We start from the raw sequence: 24254 nt of genomic DNA, 5'->3' as shown, positions 1-24254 counted from the left end.
CAGCTCCTGCGCTCGCAAATTAAATACCAATGATTATTAAAATCATTATCATTTATATTAAGCGCAGTTAAGTTACACTGAAGTAACGTGTTCGGTCAATCCTTCCACAAAATGGTTATTTCCACCCAATAATTGCGGGTTATATTGATGTTAATCAATTTTATTGTTCATCTTTCATAATCGTTAATGATTAGCAATGGGAATGTATTGATTATAAAACCCACATCACAGATGATAATGAAAATAGTTATCATTCATTGTCAGCGGAATTAAGCTGCGCTAAACTGCGCCAATATTTTACTAACTGTGTCTAAATGTGAGCCTGTCATGGATGAAAGCATGTACCGCCAGCACACCCGATCCGTTGTGCATCTGGCGTTGCTAATCAACATGCTTTCTCTCGGTAGCCTGATGATGGTGATGCCGCTAGGCCCCGATTTCATCAGCGCACTATCCATGGATGCCAAGAACATCGGCTATATTAGCGGCGGCGCAACGTTTGCCTCAGCCATCGTCGGCTTCCTCGCCGCGCCTTATCTGGATAGATTTAACCGTAAACACGCCCTGCTCGTTCTGCTGACGTTGCGCTTCGGCCTGACGGCAGCCTGCATGTTTGCCACCAGCCAAACCCATCTTTTGCTGCTGTTTATTTTGGCGGGCTGTGTTGCTGGCCCGGCATCGGGCGTCTTGATGGCAGCGGTTGTTGATATCGTGCCGACCAACGAACGCGGAAAGCAGTTGGCTTATGTCGGCATGAGCTTTTCGCTCGCGGCGATTGTCATCATGCCGCTGTCGCTGGAGTTGGCTCACCGTATTAACTGGCAAGCGCCGTTTTATACGTTCGGCCTCGGCGGCCTGTTGCTGGTGTTGTTGGTGCTGTGGCTGTTTCCTTCTATGCCGCCAACACGTCGCACTCAACAAGATGTTTCTCGTCATACCGCGCCAGTTTCTGTATTAAACGACCTACTGGCATCGCCCATTTTCCTATTGGGGCTGACGGTGATTTCGCTACAAATGTTCGGACATTTCCTGCTGATCCCCCATTTCTCCAACTACTTTCAGTTCAATTTGGCCTTCCCACGGGATGATATTTCCCTGCTCTATCTCTGCGGCGGGCTAGCAAGCATGGTGACCATGCAACTGTGTGGCAATCTGTTGGATCGTGGGTATGCCAGCCAGACAATCATAGTAACGACACTACTGCTGGCGGTTGTCATTCTCTGTGGCTTTGCGTTGCCCTTTTCGCTCTCCCTGTATCTGATGTTCCCCCTGTTCATGGCGCTGAGTGCGGCTCGCTCCAGCAGCACGCTGGCGATTACCGCAGGCATTCCGCTGCCGCACCAGCGCGCCGCATTTATGTCCTATCAGGGAACAGCGGCTAACGTCGCGTCAGGGTTAGCCAGCGTTGCCTCAGCCGCTTATCTGAGCACCTCCGCCGAGGGGAAAATTGACGGATTCTCACAGCTTGCCGTGGCCAGCACCGTATTTGCGCTGGTCGCCATGCTGCTGACCATGCGCTTGATTCCGCAGTTGGCTGAACGCAGCCGGAAGATGGCCGCACGCCAAACGGCACAGGCTACAGGGCAATAAACCGATCGATTCACGTACGAGTGGGTCGGCAATACTCGCAACACTGTGAGTTACTTACGGGGATGTTTTTTTCTACTCTTTGATGGGGTCTTTGACATGCAGCTAAAACCGGAAAGTCGTTTTTCACATCATCATTTTCCACACAGCAAGGTGTATCACGCCCTGCTGATGACCGGATTACTGGCACTGCCTGCACTTGCACAGGCAGAAAACGCGGCAGATGAAAAAATCGTCGTGACAGCAACACAGACGAAGCACACCACGCTGAGCGCTCCCGCCAGCGTTTCTGTCATCACCCGAGCCGAACTGGAAAAGATGTCGGTGAATAACGTTTCCGACGCGGTGAAAAAGCTGCCGGGCATCAATATCAATCCGTCATCGACCTACGGCCGTAACGAGATCAAGATCCGTGGTATGAAAGCGGACTACACCTTACTGCTGATCAACGGTCGTCGGGTTAACTCACGCGAAGCATTGATCAGCGACTACGCTAACGATTTTGATCTTGCTTCCCTCCCCGTTTCCGCCATCGATCGCGTTGAAGTCATCCGTGGCCCCATGTCTTCTTTATACGGAGCCGATGCGCTGGGTGGTGTGGTAAACGTGATTCTGCGTCAGCCAGGAGAGAAAGCAACGGGTGAGATCGGCTATAACTTTGAAGCACCGACCGAAGGTTCCGGTGGCGACCATAACCGCCTAAGCGGCTACGTCAGCGGCCCATTAATAGAGAATACGCTGCTGGGCAGCTTGATTATTGATGGCGGAAAACGTGATGCGTGGCGTACCGAACTATCGAAAAATCCGAATACTGACGCACTTGAAGAGCGTGACAACCTCAACCTGTTAGGGAATCTAAGTTGGTTGATTGATGATCGACAAAGCCTAGACTTTGATGTCACCTATACCAAAGATGACCGAGATGTAGACTGGAACAACTACGGTGTAGCAAAACGTAATATCCAAAAAATGGATCGTCTTGGCCTAGGGTTAACACACAACGGTAGTTGGGAGAATATCGACACGCGACTGCGCTACTACTATGAAAACGTCAAGCTAATGGATAACTCAGAGCTCAAAGGCGGCAGAGCAGATACGACACAGGATAACCATACTATCGATGGCCAAATTTCTGGCTATCTGGGCGATCACCTGCTGACTGGGGGTGGCGAGTATCGTCTCACGTCCCTAAAACACACGATGAACTTACCCGGCGGGGGCGTTGATGTCAGCCAAGGGGCTATTTTCCTACAAGACGAATTTAAACTTGGCGATTTGGCATTAACTTTTGCAGGCCGCGTCGACCAGCATGAGGTCTATGGAACTGAGTTGAGCCCACGTGCTTACGCAACCTACAGCCTGACGGACAACTGGGTAATAAAAGGGGGTGTCAGCAAAGCCTACAAAGCACCAACGCTTGCCCAATCAACAAAAGGTTACTCAATAGTTGACTGCCGTGGTGGTTGCCAGAAAGTCGGAAATCCCGATCTTAAACCAGAGACTGCGGTAAGTTATGAACTTGGTACCGCCTATGAAGCAGAGCGCTTCGGGGCAGGCGTTACCCTGTTTAACAACGACATAAAAGATATGATCCAGACAGAAACGCGGCTGCCTGGAATGACAAGAATAAGCTACATCAATGTGAATAAGGCGAGAATTCAGGGGATTGAAACCTCGTTCTGGGTCGATGTGACAGATGATTTAAATTGGACCACCAACTGGACCATCGTCGATGCCGAAGACCGCACCACCAGAAAGCGCCTGAAGCAAACCCCGAAAAATACGCTTAACACGCAGTTGAACTGGCAGGCACTGGATAACTTATCAACCTATATCTCTTACCAGTACACGGGTAACCAATATCTGTTTGATAAAGAGGTCAGCAAAACACGTGGCTTCAACACCGTGGATATCGGCGCGACCTATACGCCGGTTAAAAACGTGGACCTGAAATTGGGACTCACTAACCTGACCAACGAAAAACGGGATTACGTAGCGACCAATAACGATTACTTCCTGTCTGGGCGTACAGTGTACGGCGGCGTCAGTTATAAATTCTGATGCAGATACGTTCTGAGCAATGACTCTAGCCCGCTAACGCGGGCTTTTTTAGCAGCAAAGAAAGGTGGTGACGTCGTACTCTCTGAGCAGATACGCGCCTTTAAAACGGCGTCCGGCATAAAACGTTGGCGTCAGATCGGTCAGCAGTTCCAGCTCAAACTCGCGTTTGGTGATATCCAGCGCCACCAGTCTGGCGTCCAGAAAATCGAAGTAGTGCCGCACCTGCGGGTAAAGTGCCTTGAACAGGCTCTCTTTCGCCGAGAAACTTACCGTCAGCAAGCAGCAGAAGGACTCCTCTCTCTCCAGAAACCACTGGAATTCTTCGTCACCAATGATTCCGGGCCACAGCGACTGCGCACGCTCGTCGGAGATAAATCCTTCGATATCAACCCCCACGCACGACAGCTCGTCACTACGCACATGCGCTGCGCAAAGAACGCTGTCTTTATTATGGCTCAGCGAACCGGCGATGTTTTCCGGCCATTGCGGCGAGCGATCCTCCCCGCTATGCAGAACAAAATCGGGGTGGCTCAACTTATTCAACACATGTCTGGCAAGATAACGTCCAGCCAAAAATTCAGCCCGTCGTTTCGGTACGGCACGCTCTAGCGCATCAGAAAAAGGAATATTCGCCTCAGCGAAAAGTGCATCATCATAGGCAGAAGAATGGAAATGGCAGCGAGCAGTAATACCTGGGTAGGCGGCACCGTCCGTTGCCCGTGGAAAAGTAATCCATTCAACATCATCAATAAAAGCAGAAAGCATGTCACTCCACTCAGGCAAGCAATCGCGCCCGCATTCAGTAAACATCGCGTAGGCCACGCTTAAACCCTGAAAACATAGAGTTTAAAACGAACAATGGGCGACTTTCGCCGCCCATCATCTCGCTACTGCAAGAATGCCTGGTTACATTTACAGAGCCAAAAAGAACCCTGCGATGCAGGCGCTCATCAGGTTAGAAAGCGTACCTGCCGCAACCGCTTTCAAACCAAAGCGGGCAATATCCTGACGCCGAGTCGGTGCCATACTGCCCAAACCTCCAATAAGAATAGCAATAGAAGAAAGGTTAGCAAAGCCGCACAGTGCGAACGAAATCACCGCTTTGGTATGATCCGACAGAACCTGCAAGCCCGCGGCCTGCACCACGTCATCCGCTTTCAGATATTCACTGAAATTCAGGTAAGCGACGAACTCATTGACGATCAGTTTTTGCCCAATGAACGAACCGGCAACGGTCGCTTCACTCCAAGGAATACCGATCAGGAACGCAACTGGCGCAAAACACCAGCCCAAAATCAATTCCAGCGACAGCTGCGGGTAGTCAAACCAGCCGCCAATGCCGCCAAGAATACCGTTCAGGACGGCGATCAAAGCGATAAATGCCAGCAGCATCGCTCCTACATTCAGCGCCAACTGCATACCGGAAGCGGCACCGCTTGCCGCCGCATCGATGACGTTAGCCGGGCGATCGTCTTCATCGACAAACCCAACCATTTCGTCATGGTCGTGCGTTTTTTCCGTTTCCGGCACCATCAGTTTGGCAAACAGTAACCCGCCCGGAGCCGCCATGAAGGACGCCGCAATCAGGTATTCCAACGGCACGCCCATCTGGGCATAGCCCGCCATCACCGCACCTGCAATTGAGGCCAACCCGCCACACATCACCGCAAACAGCTCTGATTGCGTCATGTTGGCAATATACGGACGTACTACCAGAGGGGCTTCCGTTTGGCCAACAAAGATATTCGCTGTTGCAGAGAGCGATTCAGTACGCGAAGTTCCCAACAGTTTCTGCAATCCGCCACCGAGTACCTTGATGACCAACTGCATAACGCCCATGTAGTACAACACGGCGATAAGGGAAGAGAAAAAGACGATAATCGGCAAAACACGGAGTGCGAAAACAAATCCACCGCCGCCAAATACCTCGAACATTTTGTCGGAAACCAGACCGCCAAACATGAACGACACGCCTTGATTTCCGTAAGCGATAACGTTTGCTACACCGCCCGTCAATCCCTCCAGAATCTTGCGCCCGATGGGTACATACAGCACCAATGCACCGATACCGATCTGAAGAATGAAAGCACCGGCTACGGTGCGCAATCTGATAGCTTTACGGTTATTGGACAGCATAACCGCGCACAGTATCAGAACAATCATGCCGATGAGACTCATAACGAGTTGCATGTACAGTTCCCTATAACGCGTGAAAAAGTGAGAGCAAAAATAAAAATCAGCCGCCAGGGCAAAATAACGCTCTGGCGAGCTGATTATAGAGATAGGCGCGTGAAGGTCGCTAATTTATGTCACAAATACATACAACATCGAACAGTCAAAAACACATAATAGTGATCTGCGTCACAATTTAATGGTTGGTATATGAAATCGAAATGGCTGTTCTGCATGTTGTCGCACAGAAATAACAGAAAAGCGGAAGCAGGACGTCCTTCCGCTTGGGGAACGATCGTGGCGTAACAGGCCGTTCACTAACAACAGCCGTGTTACGCCGGAGTGAGCCGCCCAAACAGCCTAAACGAATTCTGCCAGAGCGCTTCAGCGATCTCCTCCGGCGATTCAGCCCGTAGCTCACATAGCGTTTGAAACGCACACGAAATACGTTCGGGTCGGTTTGGTTGCCCCTGATAGCCGCTCATCGGCATATCAGGGGCATCCGTTTCCAGCAGAAGCCGTTCTAGCGGCAGTTGCGCGATTGCCTGACGCGTTTTATTCGCTCGGTCATAGGTAATGGTTCCCCCTACGCCGATGTAGTAACCCAGCCGGATAAAGGCCTGCGCCTGTGCCAGACTGCCCGCAAACCCGTGAACCACGCCGGTACGCGGCACATCAATACGCCGGAGTAATTGTGCCAGTCGGTCATGGCTGCGCCGCGAGTGCAGAATCACCGGGAGATCGTATTTTTTCGCCAACCGAAGCTGCGCCTCAAGGAAGGCAAGCTGTCGCTCAAACTGCGGTTCTGGCATATAGAGATCCAAGCCAACTTCACCTATCGCCACCAGCGTTGTGGGCAATTGGCTTAGTTCATCTTCCAGACGGAGCAGATCGCTTTCCTGATGTTCAGCAATATAAAGCGGATGAAGGCCAAGCGCGGCGTAAAGCGAAGAATAGGTGCGAGCGAGCGTCAATACGCGCTCAAAATGCTGAGAAGCCACCGCAGGAATAATGATGCGTTCAACCCCAGCGTCTTGCGCCAGACGCAAGCTTTCCGGTGCATCATCGTAGAATAGGGGAAAATCGAAATGGCAGTGGGTATCGATAAAACGGTGTCGTTCAGAATGCACGTCGCTTCTCTCCGTCAAGATGAGGCGACCCGATCGACACGCAAGTCATACTCTGCCAAGGCAGAGTGGCAGAATCGAACCTGTCGTTGCGCGGAGACCTCAGTGTAACGTGGTTTTCTCTGAGGATACCTCTTCGTGCGCTTTTCCGTAACCCTCTTGCAAGACGCCAGACAAGTAATCGTTACTTCCTTCCAGCCAGGCGCAGTCGCTGTCAAACCAATCGGCCCACAGCGCCAGAAAGTTCCCTTTCCACTGTTTCCATTTGCCAACAACGATATCGCTATTCATCATAAACCTCCTGATAAACTGTCGAAATGCAGCAAATACGTGAACAGTGTGCCGGTAAAATATGACAGCCGCGTGGCGCGGCTGTGTGCTCTGTATGACAATTATTTAGATAAAATAATGCGCTGTGCTACGGCCGTTTCCGACCGGTGAACAAGCTAAGCAGAAACAGAATAATACCGACCACAAAGACGATTTTCGCCGCGCCAGCTGCCGTACCGGCCAACCCGCCGAAACCCAGTGCTGCCGCGATCAGTGCGATAACTAAGAATATAATGCCCCAACGAAACATACGCTCTCCTTACCAGACAAAATGAAAAATCATGGTGGTCATCCTGACGCGCGTCGTGCGTCCTGATTGCGTATCCACAGGTGGTGTTTTATTGTGCGGATTACATCAGGTTATCCGCTATGACGGATAACCCCGTGTGAAATAGCTATTATTTAACTGTCAGGTCATTCTTGACGCTTTTCACACCGTCAACCGCCTTCGCAATACTTTCTGCCCGGTCGGACTGTGCTTTGTTATCCACTGTGCCACTCAATAGCACAACGCCTTCCTGAGTTTCGACCTTCACTTTACGAGACGGAACAATATCATCCGCCAACAGCTTGGCCTTAATCGTGCTCGTTACCACGGCATCATCGGCGTAGGCACCAACCGATTGTGATTGATTATCTTTAACCTGAAGTTTGTCGCTAACAGACTGGACGCCCTCAACCTGCGTAGTGATTTCTACCGCGCGGGTGCTGAGCGCCTGACTGCCGACAAAACCACTCAGTGTAACGACGCCATTTGATGTTTCGACTGAAATGTCACTGCTGGTAATCGATTTGTCTTCCAGCAATGCGCTCTTCACTTTTGCCGTGACAGCACTGTCGCTCATGTAGCCAGACGCTTTATTAGCAGAGCTATCGATTTTTGCACCAGTTGTGTCCGCGATACGTTCTACCTTTTGCCCTAACGTTTCTTCAGCCATTGCACCGCCAGCCAGAATCGAACTCAGGGCAACGACGATCAGCGATTGTGTCAATTTGGTCTTTTTCATCGATGTCTTCCTTCTTATGCTTTTCTGTAAACCCGAAATAACTTATCCAGGTCACGTTTACGCCTGCACGGTCATCAGCAAATCAAGGTGATAATGACGTTGCCAATACTCCGATGATTCTCTCTTCCCGCATAAAAAATCAGAGTATTGAATTGCAAAAGCGAAACAAATAAAAATAATGAACCAACTTAAATTGCATTAACAGTTGAACGAGCCAAGTCAGTTAACACGCTGTTAACTATAGCCCACAGAATGAGAAATCACAGGGGAGCAAGGGGAAATGCACAGCAATTCAGATTTGTCTGTTGCACCGAGACGAGAAAGAAATTAGAGAGAAATAAAAAAATAACACATTGATTTTTAAATCATTTAAAAATAAAAACACCCGGCATTTTTGGCCTAAAACCAAATATAACCGGGTGATGATTATTTTAACAACATGGTCACTATTTAAACGCCACGGTCACGGATTTTTCGTGAAACCGTGGCGCAATTAATGTCGTTATAGGATTAATGTTCACGCGTTTGGTGGAACGTGACTTCAGGATAACGTTCCCGCGTCAGGTTCAGGTTCACCATCGTCGGGGCGATATAGGCCAGATTATCGCCGCCATCCAGTGCCAAATGCAGTTCGTTCTTACGCTTAAACTCTTCGAATTTCTTCACATCACTGCACTCAACCCAACGCGCGGTTGAAACGTTAACGGACTCGTAAATCGCCTCAACGTTGTATTCCGTTTTCAGACGGGCAACCACCACATCAAACTGCAGCACCCCAACAGCACCAACAATAAGATCGTTGTTGGTCAATGGACGGAATACCTGTACGGCACCTTCCTCGGACAGCTGTACCAGCCCTTTCAGCAGCTGTTTCTGCTTGAGCGGGTCGCGTAGGCGAATACGACGGAACAGTTCCGGCGCAAAGTTAGGGATACCGGTGAATTTCATGTCTTCACCCTGGGTAAACGTATCGCCAATCTGGATCGTGCCGTGGTTGTGTAACCCGATGATATCGCCGGGGTAGGCTTCTTCAATGTGGGAACGGTCGCCCGCCATAAAGGTCAGCGCATCTGAAATCACCACGTCTTTGCCCGTACGCACCTGACGCAGCTTCATGCTTTTTTCATATCTCCCCGATACCACACGCATAAACGCCACGCGGTCACGGTGTTTCGGGTCCATATTGGCCTGAATCTTGAACACAAAACCGGTGAATTTCTCTTCCGCTGCCGTCACTTCACGGGTATCCGTTTTACGCGGCATCGGCGCAGGTGCCCAGGCGACTAATCCGTCAAGCATATGGTCAACGCCAAAGTTACCCAGCGCGGTACCAAAGAAGACTGGCGTCAGCTCACCGGCAAGAAACGCGTCCAGCTCAAATTCGTGCGATGCCCCTTTCACCAGTTCCAGCTCTTCACGCAGTTGTGCAGCCAGTTCTTCGCCAACGGCGGTATCCAGATCCGGGTTATCCAGCCCTTTAACGATGCGCACTTCCTGAATCGTATGGCCTTTACCAGTCTGATACAGGTAGGTTTCGTCTTTATAAAGGTGGTACACGCCTTTGAATAATTTACCGCAGCCAATCGGCCAGGTGATCGGCGCGCAGGCAATCTTCAGCTCGCTCTCGACTTCATCCAGCACTTCCATCGGATCGCGGATGTCACGGTCGAGTTTGTTCATAAACGTCAGAATCGGTGTATCACGCAGACGAGTGACTTCCATCAGCTTACGCGTACGATCTTCGACCCCTTTTGCAGCGTCGATCACCATCAGACAGCAGTCCACCGCCGTCAGTGTACGGTAGGTATCTTCGGAGAAGTCTTCGTGCCCCGGGGTATCCAGCAGGTTAACCAGACATTCACGATAGGGAAACTGCATCACGGACGTGGTGATGGAGATACCACGCTGCTTTTCCATCTCCATCCAGTCGGATTTCGCATGCTGGTTGGAGCCACGCCCTTTTACCGTACCGGCAGTCTGAATCGCCTGTCCGAACAGCAGAACCTTTTCGGTAATCGTCGTTTTACCGGCATCGGGGTGAGAAATGATAGCGAACGTTCTTCTTTTAGAGACTTCGCGGGCGTATTCACTTGGAGACATGATTTTCAGGTTTCTTTTGTTAGCCACCCGGCGTCAGCATCAAGTCAACAACACACCGATGTCAGATCGTCAGGCAAAGCGGAAATAAACGGTAGCCGGGCATTTTCCCTGATTTAACGTGTAGACACAATCAGTGATGGCATAAACAACGCGGAGACATCATGTCTTAAGCCACCATTCTGGTACTGCAATCAACAATTACGCCATAAATCATTTATAAAGTTATCATTTATCTTTGCCGATAATGTTTGGGTCAATATTTAACCATTTGATCGCACTTAAGGAGAGAGTATGAGCTTGTCTGTAAATAATACGGGTTATAGCAATTCTCAGGCCCCAAGCACTGCACGACCATCAAATGCCACACCGTCTGCTGCCGCTCCTTCAACACCGACAAGTACCACGACAGACTCTGCAAAAGTCTTCGATCCCATTACCGGCAAAACCTTCATCTTACCTATCGGTGCAGAGATCTCTGAGGAAGCCATCGCGCGTATGAGGGAAGAGTTTGCTGATGCGCCGATTTTGAGCAACCAACAAGAAGAAAAAGCGCTAGAAGCGATGAGCGCGGCGAGAGCTCGTGAGCTTGAACGACAAAAAAATGCTGCCAGTCTTCCTCCCGGCTATATCAACGTCTCTGCTGATAACATCGGCACGCACGAAATGACTATCGGACTTTGGTCAAACCACCTCAAAGAGGACAGCGGCATCAGTAAAGAAGAGTTTCTCGGCCTCGTTAAAACAGCCTTATCCTCCCCGCCGGAAGTCAGTCTGTGGAGCTACACCACCGATAGCATGGAGATCGCAATTACTGCCAGTAAGCTAGAGACATTGAAAAATCGCTATGTCGACAACGATTACCAGCATCAGGCAGATCGGGATATTCAGGGCATTATACAATTCAAATCTGATGCGCTGAGTAATCTGGAAAAAAACCTCCTGCAAGATGAATATCAACGCAGCGTCGACGCAGGAGACACCGATAAGGCGAATACCACATTTCTGGAACTGCAAAGGAACGCAGAAGGCACCTCTGCCACCCAACTTCAGCGCCAGCAAATTTTCTCGCTAGCAGCTTCAACAGATGTTTCTGCCTGGTTTGGTAGCTTTCGCGACTATATTGCCTCTTCAAATTTCGATCGCTATACCAAAAGCGAGTACGACTCGATTGTCAATGCATTCTATAAACACTGGATAACCTTCCAGGAAGCACTGCAATAGCCGCGTAGACCCCGTAGAAGCAGATCGTTTTTACGGGGTGCCGTGCGCATCAGAGGCGTTTCTCTTCCCCATCCTTTCTCACTGCCCCGCTATCGCTCTCTACCTCGTCTTCTTCTTTCACTGGCGTACTCGCAGTAAGAAGGTAAGGTGACTGCTGCCAGCGAGTACGGCGATTCTGCAACAGCGTTCGGGTCAGAATGATGCCGATAGCCAGCGAAAGTAAGATCATCAGACGCAGAATATTGGTGGTGTTATCCACCTGCCTGGCCTCAGTCGCCAACACGTGCGTATCCAGCGTGATGCGCAGGAAGCCGATAGGCCCTTCTTTTCCCTCAATGGGCTGCACCAGTTGATGGTTAAAGTAGCTACCGACACGGTTACCGTCCAGCGCCAGTCGGTCTCGCAGCTGTACCTGTTCACCAACATGCGCCACTAGCGAACCGTCCTGCTGATACACACCAGCATCCAGAATACGGCTATGATCGGTAAGCTGTTTGAGGATAGTCGTAATCTTTTGACCATTGTCATCCACGCTGCCCATCAGCGGCGAAAGGCTGTAAGCCACCTGTCTGGAGAGCGTGCGCGACAGATCTTCGACCTGTTCAGAGCGCGCCATCTGGTGGCTTAAACTGAAATAGGACGCACCTTGCATTAATACCACCAGCAGGGCGAGGCAAATCAGCACAATTGCCGTGCGGTGTAGACGAAATTTCAACCGGGCGCGAACCATGATAATCCTTACACGATTTGGATACTTTCATGTTGCCAGAAGCGCCAGCGATAGGATAGCTTGTTGCCCAGTTTTTGGAGGGATATGTTTGGTCGACGCCGCATCCCTTTTTATCGCACGACTTTATCGCACTACTGCCAGCAGAGGATTTTCCCCATGTCGAATAGTCTGACCTATTGTGATCTCCCAGATGAGATCAACTGTTGGCCGGGACTGCCATTATCACTGAGCGGTGACGAAGTGATGCCGCTTGACTACCGCGCGGGTGACACCGGCTGGCTGATTTATAGCGATGTCCTCGATAAAAACCTGATTTCCCGCTACCAGCGTAAGCTAGGGAGCGCCATGGTTATTGTGAGCGCCTGGAATGTGGGCGATTATCAGGTCGTCCGTTTGGCGGGGACGCTGACGCCACGCGCCACCAAGCTGGCTCACGAGTTGGGCATCGATGTTGCGGCCATGCGTAACGCACCAACGCTGCGGTCACCGGGTTTACTGGTGATGGACATGGATTCCACCGCGATTCAGATCGAATGCATTGATGAAATCGCCAAGCTGGCAGGCACGGGCGAGCTGGTGGCGGAAGTCACCGAACGCGCGATGCGGGGCGAGCTAGATTTCGCCGCCAGCCTACGCCAGCGCGTAGGGACATTAAAAGGTGCCGACGCCACTATTTTACAGACGGTACGCAAAACCCTACCGCTGATGCCAGGCCTAACCCATATGGTTAGCCAGCTTCAGGAAGCAGGCTGGCACGTTGCGATTGCGTCGGGCGGGTTTACCTACTTTGCCGATTATCTGCGTGACGAGCTAGGTCTGGTCGCCGCCGTTGCCAACGAATTAGGCATGCAAGACGGCAAGCTGACGGGTGAAGTCATCGGCACGATTGTCGATGCAAAATATAAAGCCACTACGCTGCAACAGTTGGCAGAAAAGCTGGAAATCCCCATGCACCAGACCGTTGCCATCGGGGACGGCGCAAACGATCTTCCGATGATCAAGACCGCCAGCTTAGGCATTGCCTATCACGCTAAACCCAAGGTCAATGAACAGGCTGCGGTGACGATCCGTCATGCCGATCTGACTGGCGTGCTTTGCATCCTCAGCGGCAGCATGAGACACGAAAAGCGTTAATGAGTAGGAGGTGAACCGTGGCAAAAGCCGTCAAACGGGCGTTTGTATGTAATGAATGCGGGGCGGATTACCCGCGCTGGCAAGGGCAGTGCAGCGCCTGCCACGCCTGGAATACCATTACTGAAGTTCGCCTGGCGTCGGCATCCGTATCACGCTCCGACCGCCTCACCGGCTATGCGGGTGAGAGTGCTGGCGTCAGCCGGGTGCAAAAGCTCTCAGAAATCAGCCTTGAAGCGTTGCCCCGCTTTTCCACTGGCTTTCAGGAATTTGATCGCGTTCTGGGCGGCGGCGTCGTTCCGGGCAGCGCGATCCTGATCGGCGGCAACCCCGGCGCGGGCAAAAGTACCCTGCTGCTGCAAACGCTGTGCAAGCTGTCAGAAAATATGAAGACCCTGTACGTCACCGGTGAAGAATCACTACAACAGGTGGCAATGCGGGCACATCGCCTCAATCTGCCGACGCAGAATCTCAACATGCTGTCGGAAACCAGCATCGAACAGATTTGCCTGATTGCCGAGCAGGAACAGCCGAAATTGATGGTGATCGACTCCATTCAGGTCATGCATCTTGCCGATATTCAATCATCCCCCGGAAGTGTCGCACAGGTGCGTGAAACCGCCGCCTACCTGACGCGCTTCGCCAAAACGCGCGGCGTGGCTATCGTAATGGTCGGCCACGTCACCAAAGACGGTTCACTCGCCGGGCCGAAAGTCTTGGAACACTGCATCGACTGCTCCGTGCTGCTGGACGGCGATGCCGATTCGCGCTTCCGCACGCTACGCAGCCATAAAAACCGTTTCGGTGCCGTCAATGAGTTAGGCGTGTTCGCCATGACGGAACAAGGACTGCGTGAGATCAGCAACCCGTCAGCCATTTTCCTCAGTCGCGGAGATGAAGTGACGTCCGGCAGTTCGGTCATGGTGGTGTGGGAAGGCACGCGCCCGCTGCTGGTTGAGATTCAGGCGCTGGTCGATCAATCGATGATGGCTAATCCGCGTCGCGTCGCCGTGGGGCTGGAGCAAAACCGCCTGGCGATTCTGCTGGCAGTACTGCATCGCCACGGCGGCTTGCAGATGTCGGATCAGGATGTATTCGTGAATGTCGTCGGCGGCGTCAAAGTCACCGAAACCAGCGCCGATCTGGCATTGCTGCTCTCGCTGGTTTCCAGCTTCCGTGACCGCCCGCTGCCGCAGGATCTGGTCATCTTCGGTGAAGTCGGTCTGGCGGGCGAAATTCGTCCAGTTCCCAGCGGACAAGAGCGGATTACCGAAGCCGCCAAACACGGTTTTAAACGTGCCATCGTTCCTCATGCCAATATGCCGAAGAAAGCCCCAGCCAGCATGCAGGTGTTCGGCGTGAAAAAGCTGGCCGACGCCCTGGCGATCCTCGACGATCTCTAAACAAGCCACAGAAAGCGGTATTCTGTGGTATGTTGTTTAGTAAGCTAAACAAGAGTGTTGCACCATGTCATCATTTGATTACCTGAAATCCGCTATCCGCCAGAAGGGTTGCACCCTACAGCAGGTTGCCGACGCAACCGATATGACCAAAGGCTATCTCAGTCAACTACTTAATGCCAAAATCAAAAGCCCTAGCGCCCAGAAACTGGAAGCACTGCATCGTTTTCTCGAGCTGGAATTCCCGCGCTACGAAAAGAATATTGGTATTGTCTTCGGTAAGTTCTATCCGCTACACACTGGCCATATTTATCTGATTCAGCGCGCCTGTAGTCAGGTCGATGAACTGCATGTGATTTTAGGCTACGACGAGCCGCGCGACCGTCTGCTGTTTGAGAACAGTTCGATGTCACAGCAGCCCACCGTCAGCGACCGCCTGCGCTGGCTGCTGCAAACCTTTAAATATCAGAAAAATATTCATATTCACGCTTTTAATGAGCAAGGGATGGAGCCCTATCCGCACGGCTGGGATGTGTGGAGTAAAGGGATTCAGGCGTTCATGCAGGAAAAAAGCATCACGCCCAATTTCGTCTACACCAGCGAAGAACAGGATGCCGCGCAATATCGCGAGCATCTGGGGATTGAGGCGGTCTTGATCGACCCACAGCGATCGTTCATGAACATCAGCGGTTCGCAGATTCGCCACGATCCTTTCCGTTACTGGGACTATATCCCGACCGAAGTGAAGCCGTTCTTTGTGCGTACCGTTGCTATTCTTGGCGGAGAATCCAGCGGCAAATCCACGCTGGTGAACAAACTGGCGAATATCTTCAACACCACCAGCGCCTGGGAATATGGCCGCGATTACGTGTTCTCCCATCTGGGTGGCGACGAGATGGCGTTGCAGTATTCCGACTACGACAAGATCGCGCTGGGCCAAGCACAGTACATTGATTTTGCAGTCAAATACGCCAATAAAGTGGCCTTTATCGACACCGATTTTGTCACCACGCAGGCATTCTGCAAAAAGTATGAAGGGCGTGAACACCCGTTCGTTCAGGCGCTGGTCGACGAATACCGCTTCGATCTGGTGATTTTGTTGGAAAATAACACGCCTTGGGTAGCCGATGGGCTGCGCAGTTTAGGCAGTACCACCGCCCGGTCGGAATTCCAGAACCTGCTGAAAACGATGCTGGCTAAAAATAATATCCCCTACGTTTACATCAAAGAATCGGACTACGATTCGCGTTTCCTGCACTGTGTGGAACTGGTACAGCAAATGCTGGGTCACGATCGGTCACCTGAACAGATAAAAAACTAGCGCGTGTTCCACTGCCAATGGTGGGAGGGGGTAATAATTTCCGGCAGCGGAATGTCCCAACTTTCCACTGGCAGTTCATCAACCTGCTGACAATCGTGAGCCAGCCCCATCGGATAAGGCCCGCTGTCCGTATGACGACGATACTGCAACGTACGGTCGTAAAAACCGCCGCCCATACCCAAGCGCTGCCCCTGATGATCAAACGCCACCAGCGGCGTCAGCAGAATATCCAACTGTGGTAATGGCAACACCTGCCGTACATCCAGACGCGGTTCCATAATCTTCAGACGATTGCGCACCAGCTCAGTATCTGGCGCATAGCGCAGGAACAGCAGATGCCCGGCACGAAACGGATGCAGCACCGGCAAGTAAACGCGCTTCCCCTGCTGCCATAGCTGTTGAATCAGCGGGGAGGTATCTAGCTCGCCGTCAAACGACAGAAAGATTGCTACGCTATCTGCTTGTAGGACTTTCGGGTGCGTCATGACGCCTTCACACACCTGCTGCGCAAAGTACGCCTGCTGTTCCGGCGTCAATAAGCGTCGACGCTGGCGCACAGCCTGACGAATCTGCTGGCGTGATGCTGCCGTAGAAGAGAATGAGGGGTCGGGAAAAATTGACGGTTCAGAAGATGACATGGGCTACATTCGCCACGGGTCAAGAGTGATAAAAGAAAGGGAATCTCCGAGATGCCGCCGCAGGCTGTAACCCTTGAACCCTTGGTTCAAGGTGAACATAACGTCGCAGTCTTAAGGCTTCTCGGACGAACCGAGCGTGCTCACCAACCGCAGAGCATTACATTCTGTTTGGTATGAAATATCGGCTCAGGGGACTGACCCGCTGACAAACATCTCAGAGAAATTTTATTCGTTACTCGCGATAAACCTTAGCACGTCTTATCGCGTAAAAACACCGTACTTTTGTCAAAATACGACGTTATTCAAATTGCGTGCCCTGACGCTCCGTGATCTTGCCCTGCTCCAGCAGCGCCTGCTCAATAGTCTGCTGCAACATACGAATACGCTGTTCCATATTCGACGCATAATCACGCGTTTTGCCCCGTTCCTGCGCCAGTTCATGACACACATTCAGCGCGGCAATAAACACCAGTTGCTCGGTGTTGGTGACTCTAGTGCGAACTTTAAGATCTTGCAACCGCTGGTTAAGATCTTCCGCTGCCTGATTCAACGCTTCCTGTTGTTCTGGCGGACAATTCACTCTTAACGAACGGCCAAAAATTTGAATATCTACTGGTTGTGCAGACATACCACCTTCCTGCCTTTTGTCGTTCTTGCGCCCGCGTGTCGCATAGCATGAGCATTACCCGTTACATCGGGTTCGTTAAAGCGGGCGCCACTATATATAGCCGAGATCTAAGATACAAGCCCTTTCTGGAATCCAAAGGGAGCTTGGTGGTAGCATAGCACGAACCAATGCAGCCAACGACGACGAATCCGCATGTCCATAGAGAATACGTTTCCTGCCTATGAAGGCCTTGACCAACTACTTCACCAACAGCAAGTCGCGCTGACCGCAGCAGAAATGCACGGCTTGATCAGCGGAATGCTGTGTGGTGGAAACCATGACGACAGTTGGAGAACGCTGGTTTTTGAACTAACGAATGAAGGGATGGCGTTTACTCAAACGCTGTCGCAACCGCTTCAGGATCTGTATCAGGCTACGCGTGAAGCACTGGAAGATGACGGCTTCCTGTTTCAGCTTTTCCTGCCAGATGACTCGCAAGACGAGGTAAGCGTCTTCGATCGCGCCGATGCACTGGCAGGTTGGGTCAACCATTTCCTGCTTGGTCTGGGCGTCGCTCAACCGAAGTTGAACAAGGTTAAGGGCGAGTTGAAAGAAGCCATCGACGATTTGCGCAATATCGCACAGCTTGGCTACGACGAAGATGAAGATCAGGAAGAATTGGAACAATCACTGGAAGAAGTGATTGAGTATGTTCGCTTTTCTGCCATTTTGTGCCATACCGAATTTACCAACCAGCACGTTGTGGCAGCGCCAGAACAGCAAAAACCAACGTTGCACTAATACCGTATTACGCAGGGCGGAAGGGAAAAGCAACCGCACGGACTACTTTCAGGAGCAGGTGATGAATCCACAAGAATTTCTTCGTCGTCGTCAGGGTCTGTTAGAAAAAATGGCACCGGGCAGCGCGGCGATTATTTTTGCCGCGCCGGAAGCGCAGCGCAATGCCGACAGTGACTATCCTTATCGTCAAAACAGCGATTTCTGGTATTTCACAGGGTTCAACGAGCCAGAAGCCGTTCTACTGCTGGTAAAAAGCGACGCCAAACACCATCACAGCGTCATCTTCAATCGCGTGCGTGACCTGACCGCTGAAATCTGGTTTGGTCGTCGTCTTGGTCAGGAAGCCGCTCCCACCAAACTCGGCGTTGACCGCGCACTGCCGTTTGGCGAAATCAGCGCACAGCTGCATCTGTTATTGAATGGATTGGACGTGGTGTACCACGCGCAGGGGCAGTACGATTACGCCGACAAGCTGGTCTTCACCGCACTGGAGACTCTGCGCAACGGCACCCGTCAAGGATTTGCCGCCCCCGCTACGCTGACCGACTGGCGTCCGTGGGTACATGAGATGCGCCTGTTCAAATCACCGGAAGAAATCAGCGTCATGCGCCGCGCTTGCGAAATTACCGCGCTGGCTCACACGCGCGCTATGCAAAAATGCCGTCCCGGCATGTATGAATATCAGCTTGAAGGCGAGATTCACCACGAATTTACTCGTCACGGCGCGCGCTACCCGTCTTACAACACCATTGTTGGCAGCGGTGACAACGCCTGCATCCTGCATTACACCGAGAACGAAACGCAAATGCGCGACGGCGATCTGGTGCTGATTGACGCGGGCTGTGAATACAAAAGCTATGCTGGCGATATTACCCGTACCTTCCCCGTCAACGGTAAATTTACCGCGCCGCAGCGGGCCATTTACGACATCGTACTGCGCTCACAGCTGCGCGCGCTGGAGCTATTCGGGCCGGGTCGCAGCATTCGCGACGTAAACGAAGAAGTGGTGCGCATCATGGTTAACGGGCTCATCAAGCTCGGTATACTGAAGGGTGAAGTAGAAGAACTGATTGCCGAACAGGCACACCGCCAATTCTTTATGCATGGTCTCAGCCATTGGCTGGGTCTGGACGTACACGACGTCGGCAACTACGGCACAACAGACCGAGGTCGCCCACTTGAGCCCGGAATGGTACTGACCATCGAGCCAGGTCTTTACATCGCGCCCGATGCCAAAGTGCCACAGCAGTACCGGGGAATCGGTGTGCGTATCGAAGACAACATCGTCATCACCGAAAACGGTAATGAAAACCTGACGGCTAGCGTGGTCAAAGACGCCGATGCCATCGAAGCGCTGATGGCACAGCAACATGGCAAACAAGCATAAATCGCTTTTTCAACAGGACTAAAACATGGCGGTCATGATTGTTGGTGGCGGAATGGCAGGCGCGACGCTAGCGCTGGCAATATCGCGGCTTTCTCAAGGTACGATCCCGGTCGAGCTGGTTGAGGCCTATTCCCCGCTCGAGAGGGAACATCCGGGCTTTGACGCACGCGCGATTGCGCTGTCCGATGGCACACGCCAGCAGTTGGCGACGCTGGGTATCTGGCAAGCCCTGTCGGGTCATGCGACCGCGATTACCGACATTCATGTCAGCGAACGTGGACATGCCAGCGCAGTGGATCTGCACGCGTCGGACTACCACGTTCAGGCATTGGGCCATGTGGTTGAACTGCACGACGTCGGGCAACGCCTGTTTTCTCTGCTGCAACAAGCCCCCGGCGTACGCCTGCACTGTCCAGCCAAAGTCGTTGCCGTCACGCGGACGCAAGAGAATGCGACGCTAACGCTAGACAACGGAACGGAGCTAACAGGCCAGCTACTGGTGGCTGCCGATGGATCGCACTCCATGTTGTCACAATCCTGCGGCATTCACTGGCAACAGCATGAGTATGATCAGGTCGCGGTTATTGCCAACGTGACCACCACCGAACCCCATCGCGGGCGGGCATTTGAGCGGTTTACCCCGCATGGCCCGCTGGCGCTCTTACCGATGAATAACGGCCGCAGCTCACTCGTCTGGTGCCATGATAAACATCGTCAAGCTGAGATCGATGGATGGAGCGAAACCGAATTTCGCCAGCAGTTACAGCAGGCTTTTGGCTGGCGTCTGGGGCAGTTTACCCACATCGGCGAACGCCACAGCTACCCGCTGCGCTTGCTAACTGCCAACCAGCACATCAGTCATCGGCTGGCGCTGGTAGGCAATGCAGCACAAACGCTGCACCCCATTGCCGGACAAGGCTTTAATCTGGGGATTCGCGATGTGATGTCGCTGGCGGAGACTATCGTCGATGCGGCGAAAAAGCAGCAGGATATCGGCCAATACACGGTGCTCAGCCGCTATCAGCAACGGCGTGAACCCGACCAACACGCCACCGTGGCGATTACCGATGGTCTGGTCAGACTGTTCGCTAACCGCTATACCGCGCTGACCGTCAGTCGTAATTTGGGTCTGATCGCCATGAATAACCTGCCGCTGATGCGCGATGCCTTTGCCCGTCGCACGCTGGGTTGGGTAAAACGTTAATTAAGCTCGCCAACAGGAAAATACGGAAATGCAATCATTCGACGTGGTTATTGCCGGTGGCGGTATGGTCGGTCTGGCACTCGCCTGTGGTTTACAGGGGAGCGGCCTGCGCATCGCCGTACTGGAAAAACAGACGGCAGAACCTCAGCCGCGTGGGAAAGACCATGCCCTGCGCGTCTCCGCTATCAATGCCGCCAGCGAGTGCCTTCTACGCCATATCGGCGTTTGGGAAAATCTTGTGGCACAGCGCGTCAGCCCTTACAACGATATGCAGGTCTGGGATAAAGACAGCTTCGGTAAAATCAGCTTCAGCGGTGAAGAATTCGGCTTTTCCCACCTTGGGCATATCATTGAAAACCCCGTGATTCAGCAGGTGTTGTGGCAACGTGCTTCACAGTTAAGTGACATCACCCTGATCTCTCCGGCGTCATTAAAACAGGTCGCCTGGGGGGAGAACGAAGCCTTTATTACGTTGCAGGACGACAGCATGCTGACCGCCCGGCTGGTGGTCGGCGCGGACGGAGCCCATTCATGGCTGCGTCAGCATGCGGATATTCCGCTGACTTTTTGGGATTACGGCCACCACGCGCTGGTCGCCAACATTCGCACCGAACAGCCTCATCAATCCGTCGCGCGTCAGGCGTTCCACGGTGACGGCATTCTGGCATTCCTGCCGCTGGACGATCCGCACCTTTGTTCGATTGTCTGGTCGCTTTCACCAGAGCAGGCGCAGGTGATGCAGAGCTTGCCAGTGGAGGAATTCAACCGCCAAGTCGCCATGGCGTTTGATATGCGATTGGGGTTGTGTGAACTGGAAAGCGAGCGCCAGACTTTCCCACTGATGGGGCGCTACGCTCGTAGCTTCGCGGCACACCGGCTCGTGCTGGTCGGCGACGCGGCACACACCATTCATCCGCTGGCAGGGCAAGGCGTCAATCTGGGCTTTATGGATGTCGCAGAACTGATTGCCGAGCTTAAGCGTTTACAGGTTCAGGGCAAAGATATCGGCCAGCATCTTTATCTGCGGCGCTATGAACGCCGCCGCAAACACAGCGCCGCCGTGATGCTCGCGAGCATGCAGGGGTTCCGCGAATTGTTTAACGGTGACAATCCGGCGAAAAAGCTGCTGCGTGACGTCGGGCTGGTGCTAGCGGACAAACTGCCCGGTATTAAACCCACGCTGGTACGTCAGGCAATGGGGTTACACGATCTGCCAGACTGGCTCAGTGCCGGGAAATAATCGCGCCAGAATGGAAAATAAACCTCGCCGTTTAAGCGGCGGGGTTTATTTATATCGATTAATTTATACGATGGACTATCTTGATGGTTAACTCTATTTTATGAATAATATGATTATGTATCAATAGTATGTTAGCGAATGCATACTATTGGCGTAGCGTTAACATCAAGAGAAAGATGACATGCTAACATTCAAATACAGTGATTTTATCAAAGCAATATTCTTGTTATTTTTCTCCATTGGAGCATTTATTATTGCCGCAGGTTTATTCTACGAAGAAAGCTATTACTACAAAAAAAATGATTACTTTACCTATCATATTCTCACCCTCGATGAAGTAAAGGACATACCCGTTATTTCTGACAATTATGAATTTTACTATTACTCACAAGATGGCACGCAGCGATTAACTAATGGCGTGGTTTTTTATAACCCCATGCCTGATCGTAAAACTGAACTGGTAAAATATATAGAGATGCTTGGATTTAAAAAAACCAAAAGCATCCCATGGAGTTACGAAAATATAAGTGAAGTGTGGATAAAAGAACATGATGAAGTTAATCTAATACAAGATGATAAAGATAAAACGATTGATATCTCATTTATTAAAGGATGACCTTCCGTCTTTTACTCGCCCTAAAATTCCTGCGTATGATAATAAAAGCAACTCACCAATAAAACCGGACTCATTTCATCATCATAAGCCCGGTTGGTTAGGGTGGGACAACGCTACGGCATATTTTCCTGCGGCGATGGGATTCGTATACGACTGGCAGACAGATAGCCCAATACGGCAATGCCGAACACGCCCCAGGGCAACAGCGAAACGATCTGGGATGATGAACCACTCAGGACATCAACATTTCTGACGACCATAATCAGCGCTGAGAGCATCGCTAGCGTCGAGATAATCGGTGCCCACAGACGACTCCATGCCGAAACCGGATGCTGCGTTTCGCGTTGGAAGAAGCGAATAACGGCCAGCGACACACCGACCTGAAGCAGCAGGATCGCCATCGTCGCGATCGCCGATCCTAACGCGAAGATCTGCATCATCGGATCGAGATCCGCCACCACCATCATACACAATACGCCCAACACAACGATCGTCTGCACGATGCTCGCCACGTAAGGCGTACCTTTATTTTTACTTACCTGTGCCAATCTGGGGGACAGCACGCCATCACGCCCAATACTAAACAGATAGCGTGAGATATTATTATGAAACGCCTGAGCCGCAGCAAACAGGCTGGTGATCAACAGCAGCGATATCACCTGCTCAGACCATTTACCAACCAGCACGTTCGATACGTTAAAAATAAAGCGTCCGGGATCGTTAATCGCCTGCTGCCGAACCTGATCCACCCCGTAGGCTTGCACCATCATCCAACTGGTGAAGGCAAAGAACAGCATAATCAATATCACAGCAGCCAGCGTCGCACGGGGAATGGTTTTCTCAGGATTGCGGCACTCTTCACCGTAGATCGCCGTGGATTCAAACCCGATAAAAGCAGCGATACTGAAAATCAACGCAATACCCATGCTGCCCTGATTAATCACACTGGGTGAAAACGCCTCTAGCGTGAGCGGTGGCGTATCCTGAGATAGCAGTACCGCCATATCCACCACCAGCATGATGCCCACTTCCATTAGCATCAGTACGCCAAGCACACGCCCGCCGACTTCTACGCTTTCAATACCTAACAGGCACATCAGCAACAGCATCGCTACGCTATAGAGCCACCACGGCAGATCAATACCAAGGTGTTCCTGTAGATACATGCTGCTGAAAAAACCAAACATCGCGACCACCGCGATCTGAATAGCGAAATAGGCCAATAGCGCGACGGATAAGGCACTAAACCCCGCGCGACGCCCCATACCTAAAGTGATATAGCTGTAAAATGCGCCAGCATTGGTCACATAGCGGCTCATGGCGATATAACCAAAAGAGAAAATCAACAGTATGCCGCCCGCCATCAAGTACACCGCAGGAATACCCGCCCCGTTGCCAGCGGAGATCGCAACGGGCAGTCCGCCAACCACGCCGGTCAACGGCGAGGCGGCAGCCACAACAAAGAAGACCAACGACCACAGCCCCAAGCTGTTCTTTTTCAATTGATGAGTATTCATCTTTGCCCCCGGATACACAAAACGAACCAGATAACGTGATGTCGCGCAATCGGGTCG

General features: G+C 51.9%; 22 protein-coding genes and 1 other RNA gene. 11 read left to right on the top strand and 12 right to left on the bottom strand.

Annotated elements, in window-relative coordinates; genetic code table 11:
* Window positions 1-327 precede the first annotated feature (327 nt).
* Window positions 328-1590, top strand: a complete 1263-nt coding sequence (locus tag EDI29_RS14740; protein WP_241664935.1) for an MFS transporter — start codon at window positions 328-330, stop codon at window positions 1588-1590.
* Between the two features lie 96 nt (window positions 1591-1686).
* Window positions 1687-3648 carry a TonB-dependent receptor domain-containing protein gene (locus EDI29_RS14735; RefSeq protein WP_137741488.1) on the top strand — a complete coding sequence of 654 codons (1962 nt, stop codon included), beginning with the start codon at window positions 1687-1689 and terminating at the stop codon, window positions 3646-3648.
* A 48-nt stretch (window positions 3649-3696) separates the two neighbouring features.
* Here EDI29_RS14735 and EDI29_RS14730 read toward each other — a convergent pair whose 3' ends face one another.
* The 7 genes from EDI29_RS14730 to prfC form a co-directional block, all read right to left on the bottom strand.
* Window positions 3697-4413, bottom strand: coding sequence for a 4'-phosphopantetheinyl transferase family protein (locus EDI29_RS14730; protein WP_137741487.1), 717 nt, complete (start codon window positions 4411-4413; stop codon window positions 3697-3699).
* Between the two features lie 147 nt (window positions 4414-4560).
* A complete protein-coding gene (locus EDI29_RS14725) occupies window positions 4561-5838 on the bottom strand; it encodes a NupC/NupG family nucleoside CNT transporter (RefSeq protein ID WP_137741486.1) in 1278 nt (425 codons plus the stop codon).
* Window positions 5839-6152: 314 nt separating this feature from the next.
* Window positions 6153-6950 carry a TatD family hydrolase gene (locus EDI29_RS14720; protein ID WP_137741485.1) on the bottom strand — a complete coding sequence of 266 codons (798 nt, stop codon included), beginning with the start codon at window positions 6948-6950 and terminating at the stop codon, window positions 6153-6155.
* A gap of 99 nt (window positions 6951-7049) precedes the next feature.
* Complete coding sequence (locus EDI29_RS14715) at window positions 7050-7238, bottom strand: CsbD family protein (RefSeq protein WP_010284712.1); 189 nt, start codon at window positions 7236-7238, stop codon at window positions 7050-7052.
* A 127-nt stretch (window positions 7239-7365) separates the two neighbouring features.
* Window positions 7366-7527 (bottom strand): DUF1328 domain-containing protein, encoded by a 162-nt coding sequence (locus tag EDI29_RS14710; RefSeq protein ID WP_012773166.1) that lies wholly within the window; start codon window positions 7525-7527, stop codon window positions 7366-7368.
* A 148-nt stretch (window positions 7528-7675) separates the two neighbouring features.
* On the bottom strand, window positions 7676-8284 hold the full coding sequence (gene osmY, locus EDI29_RS14705; protein ID WP_137741484.1) for a molecular chaperone OsmY: 609 nt from the start codon (window positions 8282-8284) through the stop codon (window positions 7676-7678).
* A 510-nt stretch (window positions 8285-8794) separates the two neighbouring features.
* Window positions 8795-10384: a peptide chain release factor 3 gene (prfC, locus tag EDI29_RS14700; protein ID WP_107170832.1), complete on the bottom strand. Its 1590-nt coding sequence runs from the start codon at window positions 10382-10384 to the stop codon at window positions 8795-8797.
* Window positions 10385-10675: 291 nt separating this feature from the next.
* Here prfC and EDI29_RS14695 point away from each other — a divergent pair, with 291 nt between their 5' ends.
* Complete coding sequence (locus EDI29_RS14695; protein WP_137741483.1) at window positions 10676-11605, top strand: hypothetical protein; 930 nt, start codon at window positions 10676-10678, stop codon at window positions 11603-11605.
* A gap of 49 nt (window positions 11606-11654) precedes the next feature.
* Here the strand turns inward: EDI29_RS14695 and EDI29_RS14690 are convergent, their stop codons facing one another.
* Window positions 11655-12335, bottom strand: a complete 681-nt coding sequence (locus tag EDI29_RS14690) for a YtjB family periplasmic protein (protein ID WP_137741482.1) — start codon at window positions 12333-12335, stop codon at window positions 11655-11657.
* Between the two features lie 156 nt (window positions 12336-12491).
* Between EDI29_RS14690 and serB the strand changes: the two genes are divergently transcribed.
* The 3 genes from serB (at window position 12492) to nadR (ending at window position 16187) form a co-directional block, all read left to right on the top strand.
* Window positions 12492-13469: a phosphoserine phosphatase gene (gene serB / locus EDI29_RS14685; protein ID WP_137741481.1), complete on the top strand. Its 978-nt coding sequence runs from the start codon at window positions 12492-12494 to the stop codon at window positions 13467-13469.
* 17 nt (window positions 13470-13486) lie between these two features.
* Window positions 13487-14869: a DNA repair protein RadA gene (gene radA, locus EDI29_RS14680; protein WP_005971086.1), complete on the top strand. Its 1383-nt coding sequence runs from the start codon at window positions 13487-13489 to the stop codon at window positions 14867-14869.
* 64 nt (window positions 14870-14933) lie between these two features.
* On the top strand, window positions 14934-16187 hold the full coding sequence (gene nadR, locus EDI29_RS14675) for a multifunctional transcriptional regulator/nicotinamide-nucleotide adenylyltransferase/ribosylnicotinamide kinase NadR (RefSeq protein WP_137741480.1): 1254 nt from the start codon (window positions 14934-14936) through the stop codon (window positions 16185-16187).
* Here nadR and EDI29_RS14670 read toward each other — a convergent pair.
* The 3 genes from EDI29_RS14670 to zapA all read right to left on the bottom strand — a co-directional run bounded on the left by EDI29_RS14670 (window position 16184) and on the right by zapA (window position 17453).
* A complete protein-coding gene (locus tag EDI29_RS14670) occupies window positions 16184-16825 on the bottom strand; it encodes a 5-formyltetrahydrofolate cyclo-ligase (RefSeq protein ID WP_137741479.1) in 642 nt (213 codons plus the stop codon). The two genes, nadR and EDI29_RS14670, sit on opposite strands and share 4 nt — an antisense overlap.
* A gap of 39 nt (window positions 16826-16864) precedes the next feature.
* A non-coding RNA gene (ssrS, locus tag EDI29_RS14665) (6S RNA) lies at window positions 16865-17049 on the bottom strand.
* 74 nt (window positions 17050-17123) lie between these two features.
* A complete protein-coding gene (gene zapA / locus EDI29_RS14660) occupies window positions 17124-17453 on the bottom strand; it encodes a cell division protein ZapA (protein WP_005971092.1) in 330 nt (109 codons plus the stop codon).
* A gap of 192 nt (window positions 17454-17645) precedes the next feature.
* Here zapA and EDI29_RS14655 point away from each other — a divergent pair, with 192 nt between their 5' ends.
* The 5 genes from EDI29_RS14655 to EDI29_RS14635 all read left to right on the top strand — a co-directional run bounded on the left by EDI29_RS14655 (window position 17646) and on the right by EDI29_RS14635 (window position 22680).
* Window positions 17646-18233, top strand: coding sequence for a YecA/YgfB family protein (locus EDI29_RS14655; protein ID WP_137741478.1), 588 nt, complete (start codon window positions 17646-17648; stop codon window positions 18231-18233).
* Between the two features lie 61 nt (window positions 18234-18294).
* Window positions 18295-19620, top strand: a complete 1326-nt coding sequence (gene pepP, locus EDI29_RS14650) for a Xaa-Pro aminopeptidase (protein ID WP_137741477.1) — start codon at window positions 18295-18297, stop codon at window positions 19618-19620.
* A gap of 25 nt (window positions 19621-19645) precedes the next feature.
* Window positions 19646-20824: a 2-octaprenyl-6-methoxyphenyl hydroxylase gene (gene ubiH / locus EDI29_RS14645; protein WP_137741476.1), complete on the top strand. Its 1179-nt coding sequence runs from the start codon at window positions 19646-19648 to the stop codon at window positions 20822-20824.
* 28 nt (window positions 20825-20852) lie between these two features.
* Window positions 20853-22064 carry an FAD-dependent 2-octaprenylphenol hydroxylase gene (ubiI, locus tag EDI29_RS14640; RefSeq protein ID WP_137741475.1) on the top strand — a complete coding sequence of 404 codons (1212 nt, stop codon included), beginning with the start codon at window positions 20853-20855 and terminating at the stop codon, window positions 22062-22064.
* Window positions 22065-22245: 181 nt separating this feature from the next.
* Entirely contained in the window at window positions 22246-22680 is a 435-nt protein-coding gene (locus tag EDI29_RS14635) for a hypothetical protein (protein ID WP_137741474.1), read from the top strand.
* Between the two features lie 113 nt (window positions 22681-22793).
* Here the strand turns inward: EDI29_RS14635 and EDI29_RS14630 are convergent, their stop codons facing one another.
* Entirely contained in the window at window positions 22794-24197 is a 1404-nt protein-coding gene (locus EDI29_RS14630) for an APC family permease (RefSeq protein WP_137741473.1), read from the bottom strand.
* Window positions 24198-24254 lie beyond the last annotated feature (57 nt).

The organism is Pectobacterium polonicum, assembly GCF_005497185.1.
Classification (GTDB): Bacteria; Pseudomonadota; Gammaproteobacteria; order Enterobacterales; family Enterobacteriaceae; genus Pectobacterium; species Pectobacterium polonicum.
The sequence above is the reverse complement of the archived record's forward strand: the minus strand, read 5'-3'. Positions and strand labels throughout refer to the sequence as shown.